Genomic DNA, 22,637 nt, shown 5'->3' on the forward strand with positions numbered 1-22,637 from the left:
AAAATCATCACACCATGAAAACGAACGAAACCAACACCACGACCGCAACCGCCGCCCAGAGCACGAAATCGACCGTTTTGCTCTCCATTGACAAAATCCGCCCCAACCCCAACAATCCGCGGCGGAGTTACGACGAAAATGCCCTCGCGGAACTGGCCGCCTCCATTGCCACGCACGGCCTTATTCAGCCCATCCGGGTGCGAGCCGCAGAACAAGGCGGCTATATCATCGTCTGCGGCGAACGCCGCTACCATGCCGTGCAACCGCTCGGCCAGACCGAAATCGAGGCCATCGTCGATGCCGCTCCCGCCAACGAACGGGCGATCTTCGACCTCGCGCTCTCGGAGAACATTCAGCGCGAGGAGATGCCGTCGCTGAAGACGGCACAGGCCTGTTCAGCCGCATCGAGAACCGCCGCTTCATGCACACGGTGCGGCACGATCTTTCCGAACGGGTTATCGAGCTGCTATGCCGGCAGATACATCGTGAAATATGCACATTGCACTATGGCGGACAAGTCGTGGAATGACCTGCCTGCCACACCAGAGAATTGTAAGTTGTAAAATATTAAAAGTGCCCGGAAAGCCGGGCACTTTTAATTGGGTTCAATCCCGGATCAATATCTGTGTTTCGGATATTCCGGAAAGAGGATCAGCCAACATAGTCCGATGGCGACCAGTACCATTCACGCTGCGATGTTTTCCGGCTGGGCGAGTTGCAGAACTTCCTCGATGACCATGAATCTCCGGAGTTGGGGCTGGACTGCGACGAAGCCGCCGCGGAACGCGACCGTCTGCAGCTTCGGATCTATGCCGAGGCCATCACCGCCTTTATGAAAAGGCAACCCGCAGCATTTCCGGACAATGTGTGCCTGCGCGACTATGCCGAGGCGCTGGTCGATATCGCCTATGAAGCCGGCCGCAGGAAGTTCCGGCCCTCGGACAATTTCCGCGATACGGCCGCGACGCTCATTGCCTGGGGCGACGAGTTCTCCCGGCAGCACGGGGATGCGAACCGGACGGAGAAGGAGTACCCCAACGAGATTTACCGATTCACCGACGAGAAACTGCGAGGCGTTTCGAATAAGGACGATCCGAATGCGGAGTTCGACATCGCCTTTCTGAACCGTGCAGCACTCGAAAGACATGGATATGACGTTGCGACGATTACGGACAGCGATCTGCAGGAGTTGGCCGGACGGAATGGAAGGCGCTCGATGCTCCCGTTTCCGAGCGGCGCATCTACAACACGCCCCAGCCCGTGAAACTCGTCAAGGACCACGGGCGGCATACCACGGTCTGCTATTTCGTCAGACCGGAAGACGACATCAGGCAACCGCAGGACATGACACTCGAAGAGTTAATCTACAAAGAGTCATGCCCTACAAGCAAAGTTACAGCGTAGAATGATCCCATCATCCGTATGCCACTCGATTTGGATGATGTGGACACGCAGACTTGCCGAATCATCGACCTCTGTGAGCGAGCCAGTGTTCAGGTCCCTGTGCATCCGAGGCTGCGCGATACAATGTATTAATATAATATCCATTTACCATGCACGAAGCAGAACAATATTTACGCAATCCAGAAACCCCGAACTCCCTGTACATCCAGTATCAAGGTCGACGCCGACGCCTGTTTTACAACCGCGATCAAAACATTTGCGGCATTATCGGTATTGGCAGACGAAGGTATGGCTTCGGATTCGGCGACTGGGACAACATTGAAAAGATTTTCAAACCGGCTCCGGACAAAGCCCCTGAGGAAATCAATCGTCGTCTGATCTGCAAATTCCAACGGGAAGCGGCCAAAGCGGGATTCACAAGCCCATTCATCCGCAATATCCAGAATGCCGATTACAGAAAAAGTCTCTATAAAAACGGGATCACGACCGGCACCTGCATCGACGGGCAGATCATTACGCTCGATGCCGTGCGGAGATACTGCGGCGAAACGACCTACCGGTGTTTCTGCGAGGCAGTCCGTAGCCGCACGCCGTTCCACTCGGGCCGGTTTGACTTTCGGGGCTACGACGGTTCGCTATGGGTGGAGCCCTGCGATAAGGATGATGGCTACCACCGGGTTGGAGACCTTGCCGCAGGATTCTCCAAAGAGTACCGCGGATGCGGTAACGGTTATTACTATCTGCTTATCAACGAACAAACCTTCATTGGCTGCGATATAGACTAACGAAAATCCGGACTATTATGAAAATCATGTGTCAGGAACATTACGGCAAGGTAGTGCAGTACGCCGAAAGTATCGGCGACAAGACGCTCCACGAGTGTCTGAAACGGCTCGAACGGCGGGAGCAAAATCCCCATCATCCGTGTGAGATCGAACTTTACAAAGACTTTGCTCCGCATTCATTCCTTTTCAAGGAACGCTATCCCGACGGACGTTTGGGCGTTGTCGGCGGATTGGTCTATCACGGGCAGCCGGACCGCTCGTGCTGTTTCATCGACGAGCCGTTTCACGGTTGGATGACCCATACCTGAAAAGTTGAATACGAATTGTCGATCCCGGCCGGACACAATAAATCCGGCCGGGATTTTGTTTTATTATTAAATATTGGTAATTTTGCGTAAAGACTGAACAATTATGAAAACGACATCGGTAGCCCTCGGCGTTTATTTCGAGGATTTCATCAAGGCAAAAATCGCACAGGGGCGTTATAATAATGCCAGCGAGGTTATTCGGGCAGGCTTGCGGCTTTTGGAGGAGAACGAGAGCCGTCTGACGGAGTTGAAGACTGCCATCCGCGAGGGAATCGACAGCGGCGTAGCCGAAGGATTCGACCTGGAGGATCATCTGAAAACCCTGAAAGCCAAGCGGACGAATGGATGAAATACGGTTTACCCGCAAAGCGGTCGAAGACCTTTCCGACATTTGGAACTATACGGCGGATATGTGGTCGGAGCGGCAGGCGGATACCTATTACAGGTTATTGATCGCCTCCTGCCGCAAGCTGGCAGGCAATCCTGTGTTGTTCGGTCGGGAATATAAGGAACTTGGAGCTGGAATTTACGGATTCAAGGTCAATAAGCATATCGTCTTTTATCGCATTGTAGGCGATAAGGGGATTGAGGTCGTGCGTATACTTCACGAACGGATGGATCTTAGCAACCGATTCGCAGATTAGAAAACATTAAAAAAATAAGCATCCGTGACAAAACAAGAAATCGTTAAACAAATCGCTCGGGAAACAGGTGTCGAGGCCACGACCGTATCAGCTGTCGTGGAGGGTTTTATGAAAGAGGTGCGCGTCGCGCAGATTCGCAAGGAAAACGTTTTCCTGCGCGGATTCGGAACGTTCCTGATTAAGCACCGTAAGGAGAAGACAGCACGTAACATCACAAAGAATACGACGCTCAAAATTCCGGCGCACGATATTCCGGCGTTCAAAGCATCGCCCGAATTTCTGCGTCTTTTGAAATAGTACAACAAGCCGAGTAAATTGCTCGGCTTTTTTCTTTATTTTACATCCCACCTTTGTCAAGTTTATTTTCGAGCACCGGTGCTTTTACCCTGTAATACAACATAGGCACGATATTTTCGTTTGTATTGCGAACGAACTCCGCAGGGAGTACCGAGGAAACGACGCAATTTCACACTACACAGCCGGCAGGAACCGGCAAAGCCCCGCTTAACTATTTGTCGAAACGACGACACGATGCCCGACTGCATTGTGTGCCGACACCCCGTATGCCCCTGCGCCTAATTATGCACGATGAATATTCATTTCGATATATATGGTCTTATAACGACGACTGTCAAATCGCTGCCCTACGTCAGCGAGGGCATTCCGGCGGGATTCCCGTCGCCGGCCGCGGACTATATCGGCGACCGCATCGACCTGAACGAAGTCCTCATACTGAGTCCGGGTGCGACATACTATGCCCGCGTTCGAGATTACTACTTGGTCGAGGAGGAGCTGGAGCAGGGTGACGGCATCCTTTTCGACACGCGACTTGCACCGCGCACCGGGGACCTGGCGTTTTGCGAGGTCTGCGGCGAACGGGTGCTGAAATATATCCGCAAACGGGGGGGGGCGCGAGCTATGGCTTCTCGGCGGCGGGACGGACGACACGCTTCCTGTTGACCGCGAAACCGAAGCGCGGGTGCTGGGCGTCGTTACGGTCGTCATCAAAATCCGGCGGTTCAAGCGACGGCGCACACGCCTTATCGACCGCCTGCCGCAGAAGGAACAACCCGCGCTGTTCGAGCGGCGGGCGATCCGAGCCTCGTATTTTCCGGAGAGCGACGAGCCGTGCGGAAGGTTCGGGCGATCTCGTGGATGTTGGCCTTGATACCGATGATCATCGGCTTGCGGGCCAGTCCCAGACGGTGCATCTCATACGCTGCGACGCACATGATGAGCGTCTTGCCCGTACCGACCTCGTGGTCGCAGATGCCGCCGCCGTTCTGCTTGATCATCCAGATTGCATCCTTCTGGCTGGGATACAGGTCGTTGATGCCCAGCCCCCGCAGGTCGAGCCCCGGAAACTGCTGATGGCTGCCGTCGTAGCGTGGACGGACATAGCAGTTGAATTTGCGGTTGTAGAGATCGGTCAGCCGCTCTTTGAAATCGTCGGGCTGCGCATGCAGCCATTCGACGAATGCCTGCCGGATTTCGGTGATGAGCGTGTCGGCCTTCTGCCGGGCCTCGAAGTCGGGAATCCGGATGGTCTTGCCGTGTTCGTCCTTGCCGCCGTCCTTGTTGATGTTGGGCAGCGTGTTGAGCATGGCATGGTGCAGCAGATCCATACCGTCGTAGACCTCGAAGTCCCCTTTGACGACGTATTTCTGGGAGATCAGGGGACTGTACCCGTGGTTCTCGATGCCGAAGGCATCCATCTTCGCCGAATAGCTTACCGATACGGGAGCCTGAAAGAAATGCTCGCAGAAGCCTTCGTAAATATCGGTCGGTATCCATCGCTCGCCGAGGTTGAAATCCAGCTCCTCGAACTCAATGCGTTTGGGTCCGGCCTCACGAAGCAGCACGAGCGAGCGGCGGCAGGCATCGTCGTCGGGGTTCTCTTTGAGTAATTTTCGATTCATTCGGCTTTGGCGACGACATTCCCTGCCGCGAGCCGTTCGCAGATTTCATACCCTTTGACCAGCGGATTGTAGAAAATGCGATCGCCCAGTTCGTCGATCAGCTCTTGCCGGGAACGCGATGCGAGCGACTCCATATAGGAAAACTCCACCCGTCCGAACTTGTTGAGCGAGGCGGCCAGCGCTTCGGCCGCTGTATCGACCTGTTTGAGTTCGTTAGGGTCGAACGATACAGGGCGTCGGAGGATGTCGGAGAGCTGTTTTCGGCCTTCGACGAAGCGTTCGAGTCCCAGCACCTCCCGTCCGCCGGGATCGTTCAGGATGAAGGCGGCATTCTCCTTCTTGTTCAGATCGCCCAACAGAGCCGTGAAGTTCTCGTAACATCCGTTGAGTTTGCGCCGCAGGCCCTTGTATTCGATCTCGTTCTGCATTTCGAGCCGGCAGAGCAGCTGGCAGGTATCCCGCAGCGAATATAGCGTTCGGCCCGGTATCGGGACAAGGTTCCCAGCTCTTCGGGATGGAACGTACAGCCCTGTCGTGTCAGGCCGCCCAGACGCCCGACTTGCCCTTCGAACCAGATCAATAAAGCATGGATCGACTATAAACGAGTCGCGTCACCCCACCATGACGGGTGATTTCTCGCCAAAGCAGATTAACAGATACTTCAATAACTTTTCGGCATTTATCCGACAAGCCGGTTCCTCTTTGAATATATGTTGAAAAGCCTTGTCGAACGCATCCCAGAGTTTTAGGCTCTCCCTTGTTTTTAGAAGATTGTTATCGTCGCATCATGAAAGGTATCAGTTTTATCAAGTTCCACAGGATCGTGAAAGGGGCTGTGAAAAAGCCGACAATTACGGAAAGGAGTAATTTAAGCACGTAATAGATCGCCCAAGCCGTCAAATCTCCCTGCACCAATCGCCAGCCGACGACAGAGTTCAAGAACTGCCAGCCGGAGACCACGGCCATCAGCATATAACCGCTGGCAAATCTTCCATCGGGAAATCCATTCCCTTCCATGAAATTCCATTTATATCCCAGGATGAACAGCCCGACATAAACAAGCAGATGAAAAACAATCGAGCCGACAGTCTGGCTTCTCAATTTTTCACGGCATGCGGCGCATACGGGTTTTTGCCGGTTTTGTACGCATTGTACACACAGTCCTTTTCCGCATTCCGTACATTGGGCGACTGCCGCTTCGGCAGGATGATTTGCACAATTCATAAATCGAGGTTAACGGTTTCGTATGCAAAAATAATTTTTTCTGCCTAAAAAATACGCTGGCGCAAAAGAAAAACCAGTGCAATACCATCCTTCGCCCTGATCCGAAAATTTGGGAAAACGACCGATATTTCTTATATTTGTAAGGATCGAATGTGTATTTCAATACATTCGGTCCCAGATATATAACATTCGGTCGTTTTATAACCTTTCGGATATGACAATCGAGAAACTGGACGGCACTTCACCCCGCCTTTACACGCTCGTCGCTCCGCTGGTCATGCGGCGCAGCGTATTGCGCCAGAACAACAACTACCCGTTTTGGACTTCGCGTGCGCACACGTGGTTCGTCGCGTGGGAGGGCGAGACCGTCTTCGGGTTCATGCCCGTGGAGATCACCGACGGCGGCGTGGCCAAGATCAACAACTACTACGTTTCGGGTGACGATCCGCTGCTGCTGTCGCGCTTCCTGCGCGAGATCATCCAATACTACCACCGCGACTATACGATACGCTCCGTAACGCTGCTCCGCCACGCCGAGGTGTTCCGCACCGAGGGATTTGTTCCCACGAAGGAGTGGACACAATACGTGACGATGCAGTACGGGAAAAAGCGGCAGCCATGAACGTCTACGAGCGGACACAGCGGCGGCTGAAAACGGTCTTCGATCTTTTCGACAACATCTACGTCTCCTTCTCCGGCGGCAAGGACAGCGGCGTGCTGCTCAACCTCTGTATCGACTACATACGGCGGCACGGCCTGCGGCGCCGAATTGGGGTCTTCCATATGGATTACGAAATCCAGTACCGCGATACGCTCGACTATGTGGACCGCACGCTGGCCGAGAACACCGATATCCTCGATGTATACCGGGTCTGCGTGCCGTTCAAGGTGCAGACCTGCACCTCGATGTTCCGGCAGTACTGGCGGCCGTGGGAGGAGTCGAAGCGGGACATCTGGGTGCGGGAGATGCCCGGGGGATGTCTTACGCAGCGCGATTTCCCGTTCTTCACCGACGAAATGTGGGATTACGAGTTCCAGAACCGCTTCGCCGAATGGCTTCACGCGCGCAGCGGCGCGGTGCGCACGTGCTGTCTGATCGGCATCCGCACGCAGGAGAGCTTCAACCGCTGGCGCACGATTTACAGCGACCGCAATCACCATCGCTTTTCAGGCAAACGGTGGATACGCCAGTGGGTCGGCAAAGGTATTTGCAACGCCTATCCGCTCTACGACTGGCTGACGACCGACATCTGGACGGCGAACGGTCGTTTCGGCTGGTCCTACAACCGGCTGTACGATCTTTTCTACCGCGCCGGCGTGCCGCTCGACAGTCAGCGCGTGGCCAGTCCGTTCATCTCGCCGGCCATCGCCAGCCTGCATCTCTACAAAGCCATCGATCCGGATACGTGGGGACGCATGGTCGGCAGGGTCGACGGGGCCAATTTCGCGGCGTTGTACGGCAGGACGGCGGCCGTCGGCTGGCAGTCGGTGCGCCTGCCGAAAGGAATGACGTGGGAAAGCTACATGCACTTCCTGCTCTCGACGCTTCCGGAGCCGACGCGGCGCAATTACCTCGAAAAACTCTCCGTAAGCATCCGCTTCTGGCGTGAAAAGGGCGGATGCCTCTCCGAGGAGACCATCGCCAGACTGCAAAAGGCCGGCATCCGCATCGAAGTCGGCGACAGGAGCGCCTACCGCACCGACAAGCGTCCGGTGCGCATGGAGTATCTCGACGACACGGACCTGCCGGAATTCAGTCTGCTGCCTACGTTCAAGCGTATCTGCATCTGCATTCTGAAAAACGACCACGCCTGCAAATACATGGGTTTTTCGCCCAACAAGAGCGAAACGCTGCGCCGCAGGAAAATCATGGAAAAATATGAATCGCTATTACGAACATCCGACCGAAAAAAGCTACCGGAGCCCTGTCTATAACGTTCGTGCCGTACCGGTGGAGAAGGTCGTGGCGAACAGCTACAACCCCAACGTCGTGGCGCCGCCCGAAATGAAACTGCTGGAACTGTCTATCTGGGAGGACGGCTATACGATGCCGTGTGTCTGCTACTACGACGCAGGGAAGGACCTTTACGAACTGGTGGACGGCTACCACCGCTATCTGGTGCTCAAGACCTCGAAACGCATCTACGAACGCGAACGGGGGCTGCTGCCCGTGGCCGTGATCGAGAAGGATCTTTCGAACCGCATGGCCTCGACCATCCGCCACAACCGGGCGCGGGGCACGCACAACGTCGAGCTGATGAGCGAGATTGTCGCAGAACTGACCCGGGCGCGGATGTCCGACCAGTGGATCATGCGTCATATCGGCATGGACCGCGACGAGTTGCTGCGATTGAAACAGATCACGGGCCTCGCCGAACTCTTCTCCGACAAGGAGTTCAGCCTCGGCGATGCCGACGAGGACACGGTCGAATTTGTGCTATAACTGCCCGCTTATTCCGGAATCGCGATCAGCTCCACGGGCTGATCCCGTTTCGGGTCCAGCGGATGGGACTGACAGGACGTTTTTCCGAAGTCGATTCATGCAATGATCCGACCGTCGTAAGGGGGGGGGCACCAGCGCCAGCGGACGGTATTCGCGCTGCCCAAGTTCACGATCTCCGATGACAAGGTACTTTTAGAGGAAATCACCGAGAAAAACGGAGCCCGGCATCAGACTACCGAAATAACGAGCCGGGAGATTTTGAATGCCAAACTGCTATAAATTAGATTGATCCATGAAAACACCGGGGGCTGTCCGAAATTTCGGACAGCCCCCTCCCTTCATTAACGAGTCGCGTCACCTCACCCCGACGGGTGATTTCTCGCCCAAACAGATTATCAGGTATTTCAATAACTTTTCGGCATTTATCCGGCAGGCCGGTTCCTCTTTGAGTATACATTTAAAAGCTGAGTCGAACGCATCCCAAAGCATCAGGCTGAAGCGGTCGGCTTCGACAGGGCTCATGTACTTGGCCTCCATGGTCGGAAGCCACATCGAAAATTCGACGTTGACCGATTGTCGGAACAATTCCAGCAGTTCGTCGGATTCGTGGCGGTAGTCGAGAAACGTGTTTTCGCAAATCCCGAACTTAGGCCGGATGACCGTTTCATAGATTTTCGCATGGGTTCTGCGATGGTCATGCTTCTCGAAAAACCAGCGGTCGATCTTTTTGACGCTTACCACACGATAAGGGCGATAGAAATTCTCGTTATCCTTTTCAAAACCGTTCATAAAATCCATCATTTTGAGATTAGGAAAATTTGTTCGTATTCAGACGATGCCGGAACGGCGATCCGTGCGCACGAGTCTTCGCAGGCCGGCTTTGCGGGCAGCCGGGCGAAAGCGGACGGTGCCATCAGAATGAAGACGAATCGGAGGCGGTCGATACGGAACGGACAGCGGTTCCGTTGCCTTTATCGAAAAACGGGGAATCCGCAGGCAATCCGAAGCAATCCGGTGAAACAAATAAGTTTCACCGACAGCGGAATTTTCGAATAAAAGTTGTAATTTGGGGCTTGTTTCTAAACTGTAAATCAGCCTTTCGCTTTCACATTCGGGTCGATTCATGGTGGCACATCTTTTGATTCGCATTGTCAAAAAATATGCGCGGTTCTCGACCGGTTGCTTCGTACCGTCCCAAAGGTTATGACGAACCAGTCAAGACCGCGCATTACGATCTTGCCTGTTTATCCGTCATTGAGGTAAAAGTTGGGGACTTACGAAACGATAAACAGTTTACAACAGATAAATGCTCTATTGTTATCCCGAATATAGTCATTTCTTCGTTATCATCCAAATTTTTTCCGGTGTTTTTGTGAGAAAATCGATTTCCAAAACGCGAAATCCGCTGCACTACGCAGTAAGTACCCGGCAAAACCGACCGCCGTAAATTCTTCGTTAAACGCGCATCGAGACGCACCTGTTATAATAAAAAATTGGAATGGTTCCACATATTCTTGCAAGGGCCCGACGTTTCATCCATCTTTGCCGCACAAACTATAAAACAGACTAAACGAATGAGAGTGAAATACTGTAATTTCAAAGTCGGGGAGGTATATCTTTTCCATACCGACGATCCCCGATGTCCGGATGCGGAATCCTTATGGGGTCTTTACGACAGACACGACGGGGGCTCGGTCCGACTGGAATCTTGCTCGACGGATCAGAAGCATTTTTCGAAAGGCCGGCATCTACCTGAGCAATACCGGTTCTGCCGCCTCTCGACCCGCAGTGAATTACGTGATTACATGGTCAACAGCATTTGCTCGGAAATAAAGGGCCTTTCCTGAAATGAGCAGGGACAATTATAATCCGTACCGGATAGTCGGCGCCAAAAAGATCGACGTATGGTTTTATGAAGAGGGCGATATGCGAAGAACGCACCGCATCGCCTACGAACTGGTCATTCTGCCGCTGTACGGAGTCTGCGAGAACAGTTTTCTGGATTACAGACACCAATCCGACGAACTGCTCGAACTCTTTATCCAGCCGCCCTATATCGAAGTTCCGCTGTGGCTGATGGTGATGACGGTCAAGAAAATGCCGGTTCACGAAGCCAACCGGTTCTTCGAGCTCCTCCGCACGAAGATGGACCGCATATTCAGGAAAACGTCCTACCCGCTGACGGCCAATCAGCTCTTCAGACTGCTCGTCGAAGCCCTGGCAGAGTTCATGTATTAGAAGAGTGACGCGACTCATTGCCGGAGGGGAGGCCGTTATCGGTCTCCTCTCTTTTTGTATGATGTCAGGCAGCTTTGCGTTCAGAGTCCGAGCGTCTGCATTTCCGCGACCGGCTCTATAATGCCTTCGTCGTAAGGGTCCCCGTAGTTGAACTTCGGCCGCACGGGCCATGCCGTCATCTCTTTTTCGGGGTATACGGTCAGCAGGGCCGCGACGGCCATTTCTCGAAAAGCGTCTCGGCCCGTGCGTTTTTGAACAGATTCTCCCGGTCATAACGCTGAGCATCTCCGGGCTTCGCAGTTCTTGGAATCAGCCCCCATTGCATCACTTGGAGTTTGTCGCTCCCGGAAACAATGACACATTGCGGCTCGGCGTATGCGGGGATGACGTATATATCCTCGGCCAGCCGAACGTCATAAAGGCTCATCCTGCGTCCGGGTCCGGTGTCCTGACGGACCCTTGCGTCCCGTTCCTGCTCGGCGAGTACCTGCCGTGCAGCTTCGATAATATCCAACTGCTTACTGTACCTTTTGGCTACGGCCGCTGCATTTGCTGGCAGAGAGGTGAAAAAACACATAAACAAAAATTCTTTACAAAGTTAGACGGCAATATCTATCCGGTCGCTCCACTTGGTCGAGGGACATTTCGAAAGCATCTCGCGATGCAGCCGGGTGTTATTCTGCCCGGTCAATTCCGCACCCAGCACCACGAGGCGGCTGTCGAGGTTCAGCGGTCCGTTGACCTCGTCCACCGCGGCCTGCAAACGCCGCAGCTGCCGGATGGAGTGAGTGACGATGCCCCATATCAACCGTTCGTTCTCGCCGGTAATCCGAATCGGAGCATAGTCCTTGTTGCCGGGCATCAGCCAGATCTCCCCGTCGTCGTGCACCTCGACGTATTTCATGGTGAAACCTTCGGAGGTGACGCATACGGCAAGATCGCCCCACCGGGGTTCGAGCATCCGGTCCACGATCACCGAGTCGCTGTCCTCGATGTCGTCGTCGATCAGGGAGATGCCCCGCACTTTCCCGAAGAAGGTGCTGACCGGGTTGGGAATCAGCTCTTCGGTCAGGTCGACGAACCCCTCGACGGGCCTATCCCAATGCCTGTCTGCTCTATCCCGGCAAGGAGGACTTCACGCCGGAGAACCGCCTGCGGATCTTCAGCGACATCAAGGACAACAACTGGGACTGCATCATCCTTACGCACGAACAGTTCGGCAAAATACCCCAGTCGGCCGAGGTGCAGCGGCAGATTCTCCGGCAGGAGATGGACGACATAGATGAAAATCTGGCGTCCTACGAAAAGCAGGGCGGACATGTGGACGGCTGGTTTCTGCGCGGTCTGGAGAAGCGCAAAGAGAATCTGGATGCCAAGCTTCACGAGTTGCAGGAGACAATCGACGCACAAAAAGACGATACGGTAGATTTTCAGCAGATGGGAATAGACCATCTGTTCGTCGATGAGTCGCACAACTTCAAGAATCTGATGTTCAACACCCGCCACAGCCGCGTGTCGGGGCTGGGAAATACCGACGGCAGTAAAAAAGCCACGAACCTGCTGTACGCTATCCGCACCATTCAGCAGCGCACGGGGCGTGATCTCGGCGCGACATTCCTTTCGGGAACGACCATTGCCAACTCCCTGACGGAACTATATCTGCTGTTCAAGTATCTGCGTCCCAAAGAGCTGGAGCGGCAGGACATTCCCTGCTTCGATGCGTGGGCCGCGGTATTCGCGCAGAAAACATCGGAGTTCGAGTTTTCGGTGACCAACGAAGTGATCTCCAAAGAGCGTTTCCGCTATTTCATCAAGGTTCCGGAATTGGCCATGTTCTACAACGAGATTACCGACTACCGCACGGCCGCAGACGTGGGAATCGACCGTCCCGAGCTGGACGAGGAGTTATGCCAGATACCTATGACCGACGATCAGCAGGCATTTTTGGACAAGCTGGTGCTCTTCGCCAAGACGGGAGATCCCGAACATATCGGACGCGCCGACCTGAGCGACGGGGAGATCAAAGCCCTGATGCTGTTGGTGACGATGTACTCCAACAAGCTCTCGCTCGACATGCGGCTGATAAGTCCCGCGATGCGGATTCGCCGGGCAACAAGGCCAGCCGCAGTGCCGCCAACATCGCTGAATACTACCGGCAATACGGAGATCAGAAAGGCACGCAGATGGTCTTTTGCGATCTCTCGACCTATAAGCCCGGCATCTGGAACGTCTATTCGGAGATCAAACGCAAACTGGTCGAAGACCACGGTATTCCGGCGCAGGAGATCCGCTTCGTACAGGAGGCCGCGAGCGACAAGGTGCGGCAGGCGATGTTCGACGCCATGAACGAAGGGAAAATCCGGGTGCTCTTCGGCTCGACGCAGAAACTCGGAACGGGAGTCAATGCCCAGCAACGGATCGTTGCCATGCACCACCTCGACATTCCGTGGCGGCCGATGGATCTGGAACAGCGAAACGGCCGCGGCGCACGGAAAGGCAACATAGTCGCCAAGGAGTATGCCGGCAATAAAGTCAAAGCCTATGTCTATGCCGTTCTGCGCACGCTCGATGCCTATAAGTTGAATCTGCTGCACAACAAGCAGCAGTTCATCGACCAGCTCAAGCGCAACCGGTTAGGTGCGCGGCGGTTGGACGAGGGGGGGGCATCAGCGAGGATTCGGGGATGAACTTCGCGGAGTGGATGGCCGTGGTGTCGGGAAATACCGATCTGCTGCAAAAAGCCAAGCTCGAAGGCAGGATCGCGGCGCTGGAGAGCGAGCAGACGATCTTCATGCGTACCCGACATGAGGCGCAGAGCCAACTGCATCGTTACACGGCGGAGATCGGACGACGGGATGCGATGCTCGAACGTCTGAAACGCGACTGGGATATGGCCCAAAGAGGAGGAATTGAAGCGGCTCAAGGCCGAGGCAGAGTCGCTGACCCGGAAGATTCAGCTCGACATCGCACAGAAGCAGCAGGAGATGCAGGCGAAAACAGCAGATAACCGCAATGAGCCGAAGATCGAAAATGCGGAGATTGTGGACGAGGCCGCCAGACCGTCGAAGGCAGAGCCGCTTTCTGCGGCATCCGGGAGCCAAGAAGAACCGCCGGAAGAACGGGAGCACGTCGTGTCTCTGCCCGAATCGAACTTTATTCGCAATCATATTCTTCTCGTGCGGCCCGCGACGAACGTGAAGGCCAAAGGGCCGAAGTTATAAAAAAGCGAGGCTGTCTAAAATTTGTTAGGCAGCCTCGTTGAATTTGAATGGTTATTCCCGATCAATCGTAATTGCCATATCCGGCACCGCTTGTTCAGAAGATACGCTTACTCTCCTGCATGTCTTTCAGATTAATGAAATCCAGTACATTATAATATTGCTTGCCATCCTGATCCTCGACGGGACAGAGTTTCCCGCGACGTTTGTATTTCTCGACGAAATCCGGATCGAGCCGGATGAGCTGGCAGACTTCCTCCTGCGTCATCGAAAGAGAAATACGACGCTCCCGGCAGACATGCTGCAATACGAGGAGCATGTTCGAGGCTTTCATGTGGCTGCGAACGAGCAGAGCGAATTTGCTTCGCTCGATAAGAATCATCTTTTTCATGACTTCTCTACTTTATTAGTTGATGTGGTGTGGGGTTCATTCCGGAGGGCTTCGAGAACGCGCGATCTGCTGTAATAGATTTTGCCGCCGTGCTTGACATAAGGGATCGTGCCGTCGCTCCGACGACGGGAGAGAGTACGGTCGGACATCCGGGTAAGCATGCGGACTGCCGGAGTGTCGATCAGGTCATCGGGTAAAGGTCGAGAATGGTTCTGGATAAGTAGTTCGAGACGATTGAACCGCCGCAATACCAGACGTAACAAACGCAGAGTCGGATTACCTTTCAATGGCTTCATTAGCAATAATCGTTGGTTAGACGATGCAATGATAGGAAACATCCCGATAGCAATAATTTAGTTAAAACAGGCAACTAAATAATCGATTCGCTCATAGCACAAAAAAGCATATCCAACTCGGATATGCTTAAATAGTACTTAATGCTTTTCCATTCGTTAATTTGCTTATGTATAATATTTAACTATATTTATCGTGAGTTCTCGGATTTATTGTATAAGGGGGCAACAGAATGTAAGACTTCCGTCACCAATTCGTAACCCTTCCTCTTTTCGATAAAAATACCGTTCTGATTTACAGAACGGTATCTCAAAAACAGTCAGCCGAAAATTCGGACCGTTCCTTTTTTTCAGGACGGCGGGAAACGTCACTCCGGACGTCCGGGAACGGGGTCCCCGGGCGTCGTGACAGCCGGATCGTAAACGGCGACCCCGACACGCGAGTCGGCACAACCGTAATAGAGGTACCACCGGGATTTGAAATAGACCAGCCCCTCGATGAAGACCGTCCCGTCCTTGTACTGGCCGCTCTTCTCAAAATCGTCCACCGGACGGAAGAACGGCACGTCGAGGCGTCCGATCACCTTTCCGGGCTCCTGCGCGTCGAAGAGGATTTGTCCGGCGGAGTAGGTGCGTGCGGGATAGCGTTTGTCCCGCCCCTCGCCGAGCCGGTTCTGGCCGTTGTAAAGCAGCAGAATACCCTTGTCGGTCAGCAGCGCCGGAGGACCGCACTCGGTCAGGGCGCTGTCGAAATAACCCTCACGCGGATAGACCACTCCCTTCAGATTCCCGTTTGCATCCAGCTCGGGGGTCCAGTCGATCAGGTTGTCCGATGTAGCAATGTTGACCATCCGTTCGCCCCAGTACATCATATACTTCCCGTTCACGCGCGTGATGACCAGCCGGTCGCCGTCGAGCTTCGTCACAATCGACCCCGACTTGCTCTTCAGGTCGCGGAAACGTCCGTCGTAAGCCTTGGCGAATGCCGGTCCGTGCTTCGTCCAAGTCACCAGGTCGCGCGACGTGGCCACGCTGAGCCGCGGGATGCGACGGTTCCACGAGGTGTAAAGCATCACATAGGTTCCGTCCCCGGTGACGGCCACGCGGGGATCTTCACAACCGCCCGGCCAGTCGCACTCCTTCATCCCGTCCTCGGCCGGAAAGAGCACCGGAGCGTGCCCGAGGCGCATCGTCACGCCATCCACACTCCGGGCCAGCCCGATACGCGACGTACGTTTGCCGATACCGGTCGCCGAATTGTCCTCGGCGCGGAAGAGCACGCAAATCTCCCCGTCCCTGACGGTTGCGGCAGGATTGAACGTGTCGCTCTCCATCCATCCGACCAAATCCTTACGCATCGGACAGAAGAACCGGACCTGCGAATCGGGCAGGATGACAGGATTGGCACCCGCAGGCCGGACAAACCCGCCCAGCGCCCATTCCGGCAGCCGGTTCTCCGTCATCCCGGGCTCCGCGGCCGAAGCACGGTCCGCACCGCCGCAAACGAGGACGGAGAGCCCGGAAGCCGCCAGCAGCATTCTGAATAATTGTTTCATGGAATCTGGTTTTAAGTTTGGTTTCCCCGGGTCGGTTTTCCTGCGCCCACGCGCTTTTCCCCGAGGTATTCGCCGGTTTTTTCGTGACCGGCAAATTCGTTACAAGATACGAAAAAACGAAGGAAAATAAAAACAGTTTTCGCAGCAATTTCTCACACATCGATCCAAAACAGACAGGGTTGTAACTTTTTAAGCTACAACCCTGTTCGAATACGGTACAATGTGCGGTGCAGATGCGCCGCGGTCATCGGAAACTATTCATACTGGCCGGATTTCAGCCGTTCGACCTCCTCGCGGGCCAGGAACCGCCAGGCTCCGCGTTTGAGGTTCTTCTTCGTCAGGCCCGCGTAGTAAACACGGTCGAGTTTAGTCACGGTGTAACCCAGGAACTCGAAAATGCGCCGCACGATGCGGTTGCGACCCGAGTGAATCTCGATGCCCACCTCCTGCTTGTTCTCTTTGACATAGGAAATCTCGTCGGCGAAAATCTCGCCGTCCTCGAGCGTGATGCCCTCGGCGATACGATCCATGTCGGCGCGCGTCAGGGGCTTGTCGAGCGTCACCTGATAAATCTTCTTCTTCTGGTACGAAGGGTGTGTGAGCTGCTTCGTGAGGTCGCCGTCGTTGGTGAACAGCAGCAGTCCGAGGCTGTTCTTGTCCAGACGCCCCACAGGGTAGATACGCTCCGTGCAGGCTCCCTGCACCAGTTCCATCACCGTCTTTCCGGCGTGCGGATCGTCCAGCGAGGTGACATAACCCTTGGGCTTGTTCAGCACCAGGTAGACCTTCTTCTCGCCCTGAACGCGGCTGTCGTTGAACTTCACCTCGTCGGTGGGCATCACCTTGGTTCCCAGCACCGTCACGACCTGTCCGTTGACCGATACGAGTCCCGCCGTGATGAAATCGTCGGCCTCACGGCGCGAACAGATGCCCGACTGGGCGAGGAAACGGTTCAGGCGGATTTCGCCCGTTTGCTTCGCCGGATCGTATTTCGGATACGAAGCCGGTTTGTCGTCCTGCTTGCGGAATCCGCCGGGCTTATAAGGTTTGTCGCTGAATTTACGGTCGGAAAATTTCTTGTCGCCGAATTTCTTATCCCCGAACTTCTTGGGGCCGAATTTTTTCTCGCCATAAGCGGGTTTGTCGCCGTAACGCGGCTTCTCGCCGAACGGACGGCGCGGACGGTCACCCTCCTCGCGGCGGGGACGGTCATTGTCGTCAAAGCTGCGGCGCGGACGGTCGCTGTTGTCGTAACGGGGCTTGTCGCCGAACGTGCGGGGTTTGTCACCGAATGTACGATGGGGTTTGTCGCCGTCGAATGCGCGGCGGGGACGATCGCTGTCATCGAAACTGCGGCGGGGACGATCGCCCTCTTCACGGCGGGAACGTTCGAAAATAGGACGGTTGTCGGCCGTGAAATGAGGGTTGTACGAAGCCCGGCGTTCGGGCTGGTGGTCATGGGACGGCTGCTCCGAATCGGCAGCATCTCGCTGCAAACGCGGGCGACGCTCGACACGCTCCGCCGTAGCAACTACGGTGCGCTTGCGCTTGTCGCGTCCGAAGCGTTCGAGCACCGGGGTCGAGTCGTTTTTGGGATCTTTCATCGTTTCTGTTCTACTAAATAAAGTGTCGGGGGCAAAGATAGTGCAAGTTTCGGGGATAACAACACATTACGTGCCCGAATTAAAGATAAAAGCGAAGCCGGACTGCAAATTTGCCACTTTTACCTTATCTTTGCATCCGTTATGACCATGAACCGCGAAATACTGCGCATCGCGCTCCCCAATATCGTTTCGAACATCACCGTACCCCTCATGGGCATCGTTTCGACGGCCATCGCCGGCCATTGGGGCGCCGATTCCGCGGCCACGATCGGCGCGCTGGCCATCGGGGTGTCGATCTTCAACTTCATCTACTGGAACTGCTCGTTCGTCCGCATGGGCACCAGCGGCCTCACGGCACAGGCTTTCGGCGCCGGCAACTTCCGCGAATGTACCAACATGCTGGTCCGCGCACTGTCGGTGTCGGCCGTGATGGGCGTGCTGATGATTCTGCTGCAATACCCTCTGGGTGAACTGGCGCTGTGGGCCATGAACGGCAGCCAGATGACCCGCGATTATTTCTATGCCCGCATCTGGGCCGTACCGGCGGGCATCATCCTCTTCGGCTTCAACGGCTGGTTTACGGGGATGCAGAACGCCATCTTCCCGATGCTGACGGCTATCACGGTCAACGTCGTGCACATTCTTTGCAGTTTGTGGTTCGCATTCGGGATGGACATGGGCATCGTGGGCATCGCCTATGCATCGGTGATCGCCCAATGGACGGGCGTGGGGCTCTCAGCGCTGCTGCTCATGGCCAAATACCGGCCGCTGCTCACCGCCGTCGACTGGTCCGAAGTGCTGGACTTCAAACCCCTGAAGACTTTCTTCATCATCAACCGCGACATCATCCTCCGCACGTTCTGCATCGTGGCCGTCTATACGTTCTTCACCGGAGCCTCGGCCCGGATGGGCGATCCCGCACTGCTGGCCGTGAACACCCTGCTGCTGCAACTGTTCACGCTCTTTTCCTACATGAACGACGGCTTCGCCTACGCCGCCGAAGCACTCACGGGCCGGTTCATCGGCGCCCGCGACGGCATGTCGCTGCGCGACTGCCTGCGAAAGTGCATCTTCTGGGGAACGATGGTGTCGGTGGTCTTCGTGGGCATCTACCTCGTCTGGTGGCGCGACCTGGTGGGCGTGTTCATCGACTCCTCGGCCCCCAACGCCGGGCTGATCGAAGAGCTGGCAGGGCGTTACATCGTCTGGATCATCCTCATCCCCATCGCTTCGGCCATGCCCTTCATCATGGACGGCATCATGGTCGGAGCCACCGAGACGCGCGTCATGCGCGACTCGATGTTCTGGTCCACGGCGGCCTATTTCGCCATCTACTACGCCTGCTACCCGCTGATCGGCAACAATGCCCTCTGGCTGGCCTTCACGCTCTACATGTTCCTGCGCGGAGTGATCCAGTACTTCATGACCCGCCGTCTGAAGAGCATCCTCGAAAAGGTCGCCGCCTGAATGGTCCGGAAATCCCCGCAGCAATCGACACAGTATAAACCGACTCTGCCGGAGCCCAAAGGCCCCGGCAGAGCAGAATCATCATCAGTATCGCCGAACGTGCATGGCGCCGTTACAGCGTCACCCCGGTCTTGAAGATGGCGATCTCCTTGAAACCGGTCTTTTCGTGCTTGAGGTGTTCGCCGTCGGCCGTGGCCATCACCTTGTCGATGAAGCGGTCCAGCACCGCCTGCGGCTCCTCGTCCTCGACCAGCGTTCCGGCGTTGAAATCGATCCAGTTGGCTTTGAATTCCGAGAGCTGGGTGTTGGTCGAAATCTTCATCGTCGGGACGAAAGCCCCGAACGGCGTACCGCGGCCCGTGGTGAAGAGCACCATCTGACAGCCCGACAGGGCCAGCGCCGAGGCGGCCACGAGATCGTTGCCCGGAGCCTGCAACAGATTGAGGCCCTGCCTGGTAATGGGCTGCGCATAGTTCAGCACATCGACGACGGGCTGTGCCCCGCCCTTCTGCACACAACCCAAAGATTTCTCCTCGAGCGTCGTGATGCCGCCTTTCTTGTTGCCCGGCGAGGGATTCTCGTAGATCGGCTGGTCGAACTTGCGGAAATAGTGCTTGAAATCGTTGATCAGGCAGACCGTCTCGTCGAAGATCCGGCGGTCCGCGGCGCGGTCCATCAGAATCGTCTCGGCACCGAACATCTCGGGAACCTCCGTCAGCACCGTGGTCCCGCCCTGCGCGACCAGCCAGTCGGAAAACAGCCCCACCAGCGGATTGGCCGTGATGCCGGAGAAACCGTCCGAGCCACCGCACTTCAGCCCCACTTTGAGGTAAGAAAGCGGAAGCGGCCGGCGTTTATCGCTTTTCGTTTTTTCGACCAGCCCGCGGCAGATTTCGAACCCTGCCTCGATCTCGTCCTCGACCTCCTGCGCAATCAGGAATTTCACACGCTCGTCATCCCACGCGCCGATCACCTCTTTCAGGGCCGACACCTGATTATTCTCGCACCCGAGGCCCAGCACCAGCACGGCGCCTGCATTGGGATGCTTCACCAGCGCCGCCAGCGCTTTCTGCGTGTTGGCGTGGTCGTCGCCCAACTGCGAACAGCCGTAATTGTGGGTATAGACCCGCACGTCGTCGAGGTGCGAACAGTCGCACTCGCGCTTCACGCGCTCGACGATGGCCTGCGCCTGTCCGTTGACGCACCCCACCGAGGGCACGATCCACAACTCGTTGCGAATGCCCATCGTATCGTTCCTGCGCAGGTAGCCCATGACCTTCACGTCGCGCCGGGGATACGTCACGTCGTAGACCTTCGGGGCATAGGTGTATTCGAGGTCGTCACGAAGGTTGGTCTTCAGGTTGTGGGAGTGAATCCACCCACCCTGCGGGACCTCCTCCGTGGCATGACCGATCGGATAGCCGTATTTCACGACGTTCTCGCCCGCGGCGATGTCGCGCAGGGCGAACTTGTGCCCCCGGGCGATGTCGTCCCGGAGCGTCACGACGGCACCGTCGACATCGACCGTCTCGCCCTTGTGCAGGTCATCGGCCAGCGCGACGGCGACATTGTCCGCGGCATTGATTTTCAGAAATCGTTTCATAATCATCGTGTGCTGAAAAGGGCAGGAACGGCCTCCGAAAAGACGCCGCACCCTGCCCTCCAAAGGTAAATTAATTCTTCAGAAACTTCGCCAAGGCGCCCTCCATGCCCAACGCCTCGATGTCGCGGACATAGCCCGCAACAGCCGGGATGAAGCCCGGAACTTCCGAGAAATCGACGGTGAAGATACCGCTCTCTTTCACGATTTTCGTGACGGTGGCCTCGATGTCGGCCGAATCCCAGTTCGCACGGATATACTCCACGAACTCCTTCGTATCGTCGGGCTCGAAGCCGCTCTTGGGGCTGTAAAGGGTCATCAGCGCCGCAAAGGTGAAGCACTCGTGCTCGGCGATGCGCTGCGCTTTGAACCAATTATCGCGGACGGTCGGATAGTTGCGCGCCTCCCACTTCGACAGCGAATTGAGCGAGATGGACCGGAGCATGTGTTTGATAAAGGGGTTGTAGAAACGCTCCAGAATCCCGGCGGCGAACTTCTTCAGCTCGGTCTGGTCCTCCTCGATCATCGGAATCACCTCCTCGGCGACCATGTCGTTGACGAACTTTTCAATCGCGGGGGTGTCGAAAGCGTCCATCACCGTCTCGCAGCCCATTTGCAGGGCGATGGGCACCATGCCCGTGTGCGAACCGTTCAGGATGCGGACCTTTTTGTCGCGGAACTGTTTGATCGACGGCATGAAGATCACATGCAACCCCGCCTTGTCCAGCGGCAGCTCCTTCATCACCTCCTTGTAGCCCGGACCGCCGATAGCCCACAAGTGGTACAATTCGGCCTTCACCACAAGGTTGTCGTCATAGCCGATCTCCTCTTTGATCTCGTCGATCTGCTCACGCGGGAATCCCGGCACGATGCGGTCCACGAGCGTGTCGCAGAAATGACAGTTCTTTTCGACCCAGTCGATGAACTCCTGCCCCAGCTTGTGATACTCGGCATGTTTGATGACGTACTCGTGGAGCGTCGAACCGTTGTTCTCGATCAGCTCGCAGCAGATGATGCACAAACCTTTGGCAGGATCACCGCCAAAATGTTTAAAACGCTTGTACAGCAGCGCCGTCATCTTTGCAGGATACGATTTCGGGGGTCGGGCCGTCAGGTCGTCGCCCTCCTCATAGCGGATGCCCGCCTCGGTGGTGTTCGAAATGGTGATTTTCAACTCCGGGGAGAGGAAATAACGCTCGTAGGTCGCATAGTCCACATAGGGATTGAACGAGTCCATGACGCTCTTCACCAGCCGCACGTCCTTCTTGGGCTGCTTGTTCTCGACGCCCTCCAGGTAGACGTGGTACATGTTGTCCTGCTTGTGCATCAGGTCGATCATCCCCAGCACCTTGTGCTCCGGGTCGATAATCGGCTGGCACACAGCCACTCCGGCATCCATGACGCCTTTCTCGTTGGCAATGTCGATCTGCCAGTCCACAAAGGCCCTCAGGAAGTTGCCTTCGCCGAACTGCAGGATGCGGACGGGGTGGCCGACCTTTTCGACGGTCGACTTATTCAGTTGCTTAATCATTGTATGTCAGGT

28 protein-coding genes and 1 pseudogene are annotated in these 22,637 nt (G+C 55.6%); 16 read left to right on the top strand and 13 right to left on the bottom strand.

What is annotated here, in order from left to right; all coding sequences use genetic code 11:
* Positions 1-14: 14 nt before the first annotated feature.
* From BLU78_RS08275 to BLU78_RS08315, 8 genes are all read left to right on the top strand, one after another.
* Positions 15-563: a ParB/RepB/Spo0J family partition protein gene (locus tag BLU78_RS08275; RefSeq protein ID WP_010260435.1), complete on the top strand. Its 549-nt coding sequence runs from the start codon at positions 15-17 to the stop codon at positions 561-563.
* Positions 564-715: 152 nt separating this feature from the next.
* Positions 716-1,264 (top strand): hypothetical protein, encoded by a 549-nt coding sequence (locus BLU78_RS08280; RefSeq protein WP_020693214.1) that lies wholly within the window; start codon positions 716-718, stop codon positions 1,262-1,264.
* Between the two features lie 289 nt (positions 1,265-1,553).
* On the top strand, positions 1,554-2,189 hold the full coding sequence (locus BLU78_RS08290) for a hypothetical protein (RefSeq protein WP_010260446.1): 636 nt from the start codon (positions 1,554-1,556) through the stop codon (positions 2,187-2,189).
* A gap of 17 nt (positions 2,190-2,206) precedes the next feature.
* Entirely contained in the window at positions 2,207-2,497 is a 291-nt protein-coding gene (locus tag BLU78_RS08295; protein ID WP_010260449.1) for a DUF4120 family protein, read from the top strand.
* A 103-nt stretch (positions 2,498-2,600) separates the two neighbouring features.
* Positions 2,601-2,846 carry a type II toxin-antitoxin system ParD family antitoxin gene (locus BLU78_RS08300; RefSeq protein ID WP_010260452.1) on the top strand — a complete coding sequence of 82 codons (246 nt, stop codon included), beginning with the start codon at positions 2,601-2,603 and terminating at the stop codon, positions 2,844-2,846.
* The gene (locus BLU78_RS08305) at positions 2,839-3,141 is read left to right on the top strand and encodes a type II toxin-antitoxin system RelE/ParE family toxin (RefSeq protein WP_010260455.1); all 303 of its coding nucleotides are present in this window, start codon (positions 2,839-2,841) and stop codon (positions 3,139-3,141) included. Before BLU78_RS08300 ends, BLU78_RS08305 begins: the two co-directional genes overlap by 8 nt.
* A gap of 24 nt (positions 3,142-3,165) precedes the next feature.
* Complete coding sequence (locus BLU78_RS08310) at positions 3,166-3,438, top strand: HU family DNA-binding protein (protein ID WP_026020635.1); 273 nt, start codon at positions 3,166-3,168, stop codon at positions 3,436-3,438.
* A gap of 291 nt (positions 3,439-3,729) precedes the next feature.
* Positions 3,730-4,101 (top strand): S24 family peptidase, encoded by a 372-nt coding sequence (locus BLU78_RS08315; protein ID WP_010260461.1) that lies wholly within the window; start codon positions 3,730-3,732, stop codon positions 4,099-4,101.
* Positions 4,102-4,181: 80 nt separating this feature from the next.
* Here the strand turns inward: BLU78_RS08315 and BLU78_RS08320 are convergent, their stop codons facing one another.
* The 3 genes from BLU78_RS08320 to BLU78_RS08330 form a co-directional block, all read right to left on the bottom strand.
* Complete coding sequence (locus BLU78_RS08320) at positions 4,182-5,060, bottom strand: N-6 DNA methylase (protein ID WP_010260464.1); 879 nt, start codon at positions 5,058-5,060, stop codon at positions 4,182-4,184.
* Positions 5,057-5,488, bottom strand: coding sequence for a DNA methylase (locus tag BLU78_RS08325; protein ID WP_010260467.1), 432 nt, complete (start codon positions 5,486-5,488; stop codon positions 5,057-5,059). Before BLU78_RS08325 ends, BLU78_RS08320 begins: the two co-directional genes overlap by 4 nt.
* A 346-nt stretch (positions 5,489-5,834) precedes the next feature.
* Entirely contained in the window at positions 5,835-6,284 is a 450-nt protein-coding gene (locus BLU78_RS08330; protein WP_231290739.1) for a hypothetical protein, read from the bottom strand.
* A gap of 214 nt (positions 6,285-6,498) precedes the next feature.
* On the opposite strand from BLU78_RS08330, the gene BLU78_RS08335 reads away from it, so the two are divergent.
* The 4 genes from BLU78_RS08335 to BLU78_RS14200 all read left to right on the top strand — a co-directional run bounded on the left by BLU78_RS08335 (position 6,499) and on the right by BLU78_RS14200 (position 9,006).
* A complete protein-coding gene (locus BLU78_RS08335; protein ID WP_010260474.1) occupies positions 6,499-6,906 on the top strand; it encodes a hypothetical protein in 408 nt (135 codons plus the stop codon).
* Entirely contained in the window at positions 6,903-8,219 is a 1,317-nt protein-coding gene (locus BLU78_RS08340; protein WP_010260478.1) for a DUF3440 domain-containing protein, read from the top strand. The genes BLU78_RS08335 and BLU78_RS08340 overlap by 4 nt, the downstream gene beginning before the upstream one ends.
* Entirely contained in the window at positions 8,164-8,727 is a 564-nt protein-coding gene (locus BLU78_RS08345; protein WP_010260481.1) for an IbrB-like domain-containing protein, read from the top strand. Before BLU78_RS08340 ends, BLU78_RS08345 begins: the two co-directional genes overlap by 56 nt.
* Before the next feature lie 171 nt (positions 8,728-8,898).
* Complete coding sequence (locus BLU78_RS14200; RefSeq protein ID WP_231290765.1) at positions 8,899-9,006, top strand: conjugative transposon protein TraN; 108 nt, start codon at positions 8,899-8,901, stop codon at positions 9,004-9,006.
* A 75-nt stretch (positions 9,007-9,081) separates the two neighbouring features.
* Here the strand turns inward: BLU78_RS14200 and BLU78_RS08355 are convergent, their stop codons facing one another.
* Both BLU78_RS08355 and BLU78_RS14000 read right to left on the bottom strand, forming a co-directional pair.
* Positions 9,082-9,516, bottom strand: a complete 435-nt coding sequence (locus BLU78_RS08355) for a hypothetical protein (protein WP_231290741.1) — start codon at positions 9,514-9,516, stop codon at positions 9,082-9,084.
* Between the two features lie 39 nt (positions 9,517-9,555).
* A complete protein-coding gene (locus tag BLU78_RS14000) occupies positions 9,556-9,852 on the bottom strand; it encodes a hypothetical protein (RefSeq protein WP_143029376.1) in 297 nt (98 codons plus the stop codon).
* 801 nt (positions 9,853-10,653) lie between these two features.
* Between BLU78_RS14000 and BLU78_RS08365 the strand changes: the two genes are divergently transcribed.
* The gene (locus tag BLU78_RS08365) at positions 10,654-10,965 is read left to right on the top strand and encodes a hypothetical protein (protein ID WP_231290742.1); all 312 of its coding nucleotides are present in this window, start codon (positions 10,654-10,656) and stop codon (positions 10,963-10,965) included.
* An 80-nt stretch (positions 10,966-11,045) separates the two neighbouring features.
* Here the strand turns inward: BLU78_RS08365 and BLU78_RS14205 are convergent, their stop codons facing one another.
* From BLU78_RS14205 to BLU78_RS14215, 3 genes are all read right to left on the bottom strand, one after another.
* Complete coding sequence (locus BLU78_RS14205) at positions 11,046-11,186, bottom strand: hypothetical protein (RefSeq protein WP_020693210.1); 141 nt, start codon at positions 11,184-11,186, stop codon at positions 11,046-11,048.
* Entirely contained in the window at positions 11,165-11,479 is a 315-nt protein-coding gene (locus BLU78_RS14210) for an SOS response-associated peptidase (RefSeq protein WP_231290744.1), read from the bottom strand. The genes BLU78_RS14205 and BLU78_RS14210 overlap by 22 nt, the downstream gene beginning before the upstream one ends.
* Positions 11,480-11,563: 84 nt before the next feature.
* Complete coding sequence (locus tag BLU78_RS14215; protein WP_315969154.1) at positions 11,564-12,037, bottom strand: LexA family protein; 474 nt, start codon at positions 12,035-12,037, stop codon at positions 11,564-11,566.
* Between the two features lie 8 nt (positions 12,038-12,045).
* Here BLU78_RS14215 and BLU78_RS08380 point away from each other — a divergent pair.
* Positions 12,046-13,855, top strand: a pseudogene (locus tag BLU78_RS08380) (helicase-related protein); the annotation flags it as partial.
* A 19-nt stretch (positions 13,856-13,874) separates the two neighbouring features.
* Entirely contained in the window at positions 13,875-14,186 is a 312-nt protein-coding gene (locus BLU78_RS14220; RefSeq protein ID WP_010260502.1) for a hypothetical protein, read from the top strand.
* A 94-nt stretch (positions 14,187-14,280) separates the two neighbouring features.
* Here the strand turns inward: BLU78_RS14220 and BLU78_RS08385 are convergent, their stop codons facing one another.
* From BLU78_RS08385 to BLU78_RS08400, 3 genes are all read right to left on the bottom strand, one after another.
* Positions 14,281-14,574, bottom strand: a complete 294-nt coding sequence (locus BLU78_RS08385) for a hypothetical protein (protein WP_010260504.1) — start codon at positions 14,572-14,574, stop codon at positions 14,281-14,283.
* A gap of 661 nt (positions 14,575-15,235) precedes the next feature.
* Positions 15,236-16,423: a glycoside hydrolase family 130 protein gene (locus BLU78_RS08395; RefSeq protein WP_390620272.1), complete on the bottom strand. Its 1,188-nt coding sequence runs from the start codon at positions 16,421-16,423 to the stop codon at positions 15,236-15,238.
* Positions 16,424-16,677: 254 nt separating this feature from the next.
* Entirely contained in the window at positions 16,678-18,027 is a 1,350-nt protein-coding gene (locus BLU78_RS08400; protein WP_010260509.1) for a pseudouridine synthase, read from the bottom strand.
* A gap of 141 nt (positions 18,028-18,168) precedes the next feature.
* On the opposite strand from BLU78_RS08400, the gene BLU78_RS08405 reads away from it, so the two are divergent.
* On the top strand, positions 18,169-19,494 hold the full coding sequence (locus tag BLU78_RS08405) for an MATE family efflux transporter (RefSeq protein ID WP_010260511.1): 1,326 nt from the start codon (positions 18,169-18,171) through the stop codon (positions 19,492-19,494).
* A 112-nt stretch (positions 19,495-19,606) separates the two neighbouring features.
* Here the strand turns inward: BLU78_RS08405 and BLU78_RS08410 are convergent, their stop codons facing one another.
* Complete coding sequence (locus BLU78_RS08410) at positions 19,607-21,100, bottom strand: UxaA family hydrolase (protein WP_272867256.1); 1,494 nt, start codon at positions 21,098-21,100, stop codon at positions 19,607-19,609.
* A gap of 67 nt (positions 21,101-21,167) precedes the next feature.
* Positions 21,168-22,625: a tagaturonate reductase gene (locus tag BLU78_RS08415; protein WP_010260514.1), complete on the bottom strand. Its 1,458-nt coding sequence runs from the start codon at positions 22,623-22,625 to the stop codon at positions 21,168-21,170.
* Positions 22,626-22,637 lie beyond the last annotated feature (12 nt).

Origin of the sequence: Alistipes timonensis JC136, assembly GCF_900107675.1 — a bacterium.
Lineage (GTDB): Bacteria > Bacteroidota > Bacteroidia > Bacteroidales > Rikenellaceae > Alistipes > Alistipes timonensis.